The organism is uncultured Mucilaginibacter sp. (assembly GCF_903913935.1).
In the GTDB taxonomy this organism is placed as follows: domain Bacteria; phylum Bacteroidota; class Bacteroidia; order Sphingobacteriales; family Sphingobacteriaceae; genus Mucilaginibacter.
The window spans coordinates 1-2,759 of record NZ_CAIWNH010000462.1 but is presented as its reverse complement, the minus strand read 5'-3'; the positions used below and the strand labels follow the sequence as shown (position 1 = coordinate 2,759).

The 2,759-nt window shown below is 38.6% G+C and carries 2 protein-coding genes and 1 pseudogene; all 3 read left to right on the top strand.

The genetic code is table 11. From position 1 onward, the window contains the following. Nucleotides 1-367: pseudogene (locus QZY09_RS18470) on the top strand (glycosyltransferase family 2 protein); the annotation flags it as partial. A gap of 6 nt (nucleotides 368-373) precedes the next feature. Then, nucleotides 374-1,369 (top strand): glycosyltransferase family 2 protein, encoded by a 996-nt coding sequence (locus QZY09_RS18465; RefSeq protein WP_295674745.1) that lies wholly within the window; start codon nucleotides 374-376, stop codon nucleotides 1,367-1,369. 33 nt (nucleotides 1,370-1,402) lie between these two features. Continuing rightward, nucleotides 1,403-2,353 carry a glycosyltransferase family 2 protein gene (locus QZY09_RS18460; protein ID WP_295674744.1) on the top strand — a complete coding sequence of 317 codons (951 nt, stop codon included), beginning with the start codon at nucleotides 1,403-1,405 and terminating at the stop codon, nucleotides 2,351-2,353. Nucleotides 2,354-2,759 lie beyond the last annotated feature (406 nt).

The window sequence follows — 2,759 nt, the reverse complement described above, 5'->3', positions numbered from 1 at the left end:
CGACCGTAAAATTAAAGTAAAATTGATTGACGCCTATATCTATCATTATGGCTGGGTAAAACCTCCGGAGGGTTTGAAAAATAAATTGCGCAATTTTAACCAGTTTTATCATGATGATACCTGGCTGGCGCAAAACCTCCCTGAATCTTTTGAATTTGATTACAAGAATGCCGACAGGTTAGTCCGGTTTGCCGGTACCCATCCCCAGGTCATGAAAAAAAGGATTGAAGCCACTAACTGGAACCTGGATATCGACTTAAAAAAACTCCATAAAAAAATGACTTTCCGAAGGAAACTGTTGCAAAAAATTGAGGATTTTACGGGGTGGAGGGTGAGCGAATACCGGAACTATAAAATAATTAAATAGCAAAAGGTGGATATCAGGAAAAGTGTATCAATTGTTATTCCCAATTATAATGGCCGGCACCTGCTGCAGGAGTATCTGCCTTACACCTGTGATGTGGTTGCAGCGGCAGGGATAGTATATGAAATTATTGTTGTTGATGATGGATCAAAGGATGATTCGGTTGATTTTATCAGGTCAGTTTATCCAAATGTGAACCTGGTGGTTAATGCCGAAAACAAGGGGTTTTCTTATACATGTAACAGGGGCATCGAAATTGCTCAGCATGAACTCATCCTGCTTTTAAACTCTGACGTGAAACTTACTCCGGGCTATTTTGATGCACAATGGAAGTATTTTTTAAGGTGGGATACTTTTGGAGTTATGGGACGCATTATTGATATGGAGGGCGACCATATACAGGACGCGGCAAGGGTACCTAAGTTTAATGGCTTTAAAATAAAAACCGATTACTTTTACTACACCAACAATGAAAATGACCGCTTGTATACGTTTTATCTATCGGGTGCAAACGCATTAATCAGCACCGAAAAGCTAAAACAAATAGGCGGCTTTTATGAGTTGTTCTCACCGTTCTATTGCGAGGACATGGAGCTTAGCGTGAGAGCGTGGCGCATGAACTGGAAGTGTTATTATGAGCATAATTCCGTTTGCAGACACAAGGTTTCAGCAAGCACAAAAAATTATGAAACGGCAAAATGGGTTAAAAGCATATATTTTCGTAACCGGTTTTACTTTCATGCACTCCATTTAAACGGATGGGCGTTAAAAGCTTGGTATTTGCAGGTCACGATTGTTGATTTGCTGCCAAAGTTGCTTGTTGGGCAAACATGGATTTGGAAAAGCTACAGGGAATTATTTGCAAACAGGGCCTTAATTAACCAATACAAAAGCAAGATCACCAATTTGCTCCATAATAATAGCAGCCGGTTATCTATTTTTAATGTGGCAGACAAGGTCCGTTCGTCGGTAAAAGCTAAAAGGATAGTTCGATTTAAGCCCTGATGATTTTTATAAAATTGCGTGTAAGTTTGCCAAATGAAAGAAGCCCCTTTAGTTTCAATAGCATTGTGTACCTATAACGGGTCTGAATTTCTATCCCTGCAACTGGATGGGCTGGTTAATCAGTCCTATAAAAATATAGAGATAGTTGTTGTTGATGATTGCTCGACCGATGATACGTTTGCTATCCTGGAAGATTATGCCCGTCAGTACCCGCAATTTAAAATACACAGAAATCAGCAAAATCTTGGTTTTGCAGGTAATTTTGAAAAGGCGGTAAAACTATGTGAAGGTGAACTTATCGCGCTATGCGATCAGGATGACCTTTGGGACGTTAAAAAGATAGCGCTGCAGGTTGATGCTATAAAAGACAATGTTTTAATTTACCACGATTCGGAATTTATCCACCACGATGGAACTTCGATAAATAAGAAGATGTCGGACCTGATGAACCTTTACCGTGGCGATGACCCAATAGCCATTTTATTTTTCAATTGCGTTTCGGGGCATACAATTTTAATGAAAAAGACACTAATAGACGCTGCACTACCCTTAAGGAAAGGCTATTTTCATGACTGGTGGCTCGCTTATGTTGCTACTAACATCGGCACAATAGACTTTATTCCACAATGCCTGGTAAAATACCGGCAACACGATCAAAGCGAGACGAATATTTTAAAAATGGCCAGAGATAAAGACAATTACAAAATGTCGTCTATTCAAAATTACGAGCACACGCTGTCGTGGCTGAAAATTTGCCGTTCATTTAAAGCCAATAAAAACCAGGCGCTTATTAACCAAATATATAATGCCTATAAAAAGCGGGCGGAGAGCTATTATTCGATAGACTTGGGGATGCTTTTATTTAAACACTGGAAAACAATTTTTTTTATACGTAAAAAGCCGGTGGTGAGTAAGCTAAATTACATTCGCAAACAATTTTTGGGGATAAAAGTCAAAAAACTAATTGACAGAGATTGGTCCTGATGACTGGCAAATAATTACGAAATTAATAGTTTTCAAATACCTCCTCAAAAATCCCTGCAAGTATTGACATGGTTTTGCCCCTGTTGTTTTAAGGTTTCAAAAATACATTTCGTAACATTTTTAACGCGGAATACCAAATGGTAGGTTGACACGTTTACAAAAGCGGTATAATGTTATTATATTTATTTATGTATTGCTACGGCGAAGAAGTAGCATCATATGCTTATAGGGTATTTTTATTGAAACAATGATGTGTACACAAAGTTTAGCAAACTATGTTAGAAGTTTTACAGGCAGAAGAAACCAGTTTTACAGGCGAAAGCGTATTAGATGAGATTTATCCCAACGAGTTATTGATTTCGGTTGTTTGCGTAACCCTCAACGCTGCAGGTACTTTACCCGACCT